The 1496-nt window shown below is 45.3% G+C and carries 3 protein-coding genes; 2 read left to right on the forward strand and 1 reads right to left on the reverse strand.

Annotated elements, in window-relative coordinates:
* Window positions 1-814: MFS transporter (locus tag ACWHAR_RS21070; RefSeq protein WP_452087717.1), on the forward strand; the 814-nt coding region annotated here is incomplete at its 5' end.
* A gap of 33 nt (window positions 815-847) precedes the next feature.
* Complete coding sequence (locus ACWHAR_RS21075) at window positions 848-1045, forward strand: YwbE family protein (protein ID WP_014481283.1); 198 nt, start codon at window positions 848-850, stop codon at window positions 1043-1045.
* 32 nt (window positions 1046-1077) lie between these two features.
* On the opposite strand, the gene ACWHAR_RS21080 is transcribed toward ACWHAR_RS21075, so the two are convergent.
* A partial coding sequence (locus ACWHAR_RS21080; protein WP_452087718.1) for a class I SAM-dependent methyltransferase occupies window positions 1078-1496 on the reverse strand: 419 nt, incomplete at its 5' end.

The raw sequence follows: 1496 nt of genomic DNA on the forward strand, positions 1-1496 counted from the left end.
AAACGGCAACTACGGCGGAATCCGCCTGTTTGGTTCTCTCGGCTTCGGCGTCGCGGTGTTTGCCATGGGACAGGTGACGAACCAGCTGTACCCCATTCACGTGATCTTTATCTTTGGCTGTGCCTTTCTGTGCATTGCCGCCATATTGGCTTCTCAAATGCCGGGCCAGCAGAAAACGAAAACAAAGGTCAATATCCGCAAAGGATTCCGGGAGCTTATCAGCAACAAAACCTTCCTCATCTTTATGATCATCACCTTTACGACATTTGCTCCAAACTTAGCGAACAATACGTATTTCAGTCTTTTTCTGGACAAAAGCGGCGCGTCTCTTTCCGCTATCGGCATTTTATTTTTCATCGGCGTGATTTCAGAAATACCATTTATGCGGTTTGCCCAAACATTTATAGATAAAATGGGGCTGCTCAACGTCATTATGCTGTCAGGTGGAGTCTCATTATTCAGGTGGGCGCTCTATTTCACGGCGCCTTCACTATGGATCATATATGTGACGGTCTTTCTTCAGGGAGTGGCCATCGGTTTATTTATCCCGGCGGCGCTTCAATATGTGAAAAAGATTACCCCAAGACACGTTGAAGCGACGGCGCTGACCATGTACGCCGTCATCGGCAACGGGTTCGGCAACTGGTTCTGCACATTTGCAGGCGGGTACATTTTTGACTACGTGTCGATTTTCGCAGTCTACTTGCTTTTTGGCATTCTGAGCATAGCAGGCTTTGGCCTGACATTATATTTAATGAAGGCTGAAAAAAACAAACATACACTTCATCAGCCGGCTGTTACTTTTAAACCATAATGACTATAATGAACAAAAGAAAGGATGTGCGTTATGAACGGGCAAGAGCGAAACAGCATTTCGAAAGGGTTGCAGGTGGATATTGTATTGAAAGAGGATCAAAAAACAGGAAAACTGACGCGAGGGACAGTGAAGGATATTTTGACGAAATCAAGCTTTCATCCGCACGGCATTAAAGTCCGGCTTGAAGATGGCCGCATCGGCCGCGTCCAGCAGATCATTTCTACATAAAAAAGCTGCCCCCGAAAAGGGCAGCTTTTTCATTATTTTTTCTGCAGAAGGACCACTTTCAAGTAGTTGCCTTCCGGAAATGCCGAAATCGTTTTGAAATCCTCCGGCAGCGTAAATTCCTCAATGATGGTGTAGCGTTCGTTTGTTTCTTTAAATGCGGCATCGATAAAGCCTTTGAATTTCTTCATGCCAAATGCGCTGCTGTTTGTAGAGGCAACAATGACACCCTTGTCAGCAGTGATGGCGATCGTTTCCTTCAGCAGGTTTTTATAATCCTTGGCCGCGCTGAAGGTGCGTTTTTTTGTGCGCGCAAAGGAAGGCGGATCGAGAATAATCAGATCAAAGCGCAAATCCTTTTTTTCAGCATATGAAAAATAATTAAAAACGTCCATCACTTTAATGTCGTGCGCTTCGTAATCCAGCTTGTTCACGCTGAATTGCTCGATCGTTT

The sequence above is a fragment of the Bacillus sp. LR--39 genome, from assembly GCF_053613335.1.

Bases quoted from the DNA above. Each gene is read 5' to 3' on its own strand.
- ACWHAR_RS21075 (WP_014481283.1), top strand. From the start codon at position 848: ATGAACGGGCAAGAGCGAAACAGCATTTCGAAAGGGTTGCAGGTGGAT.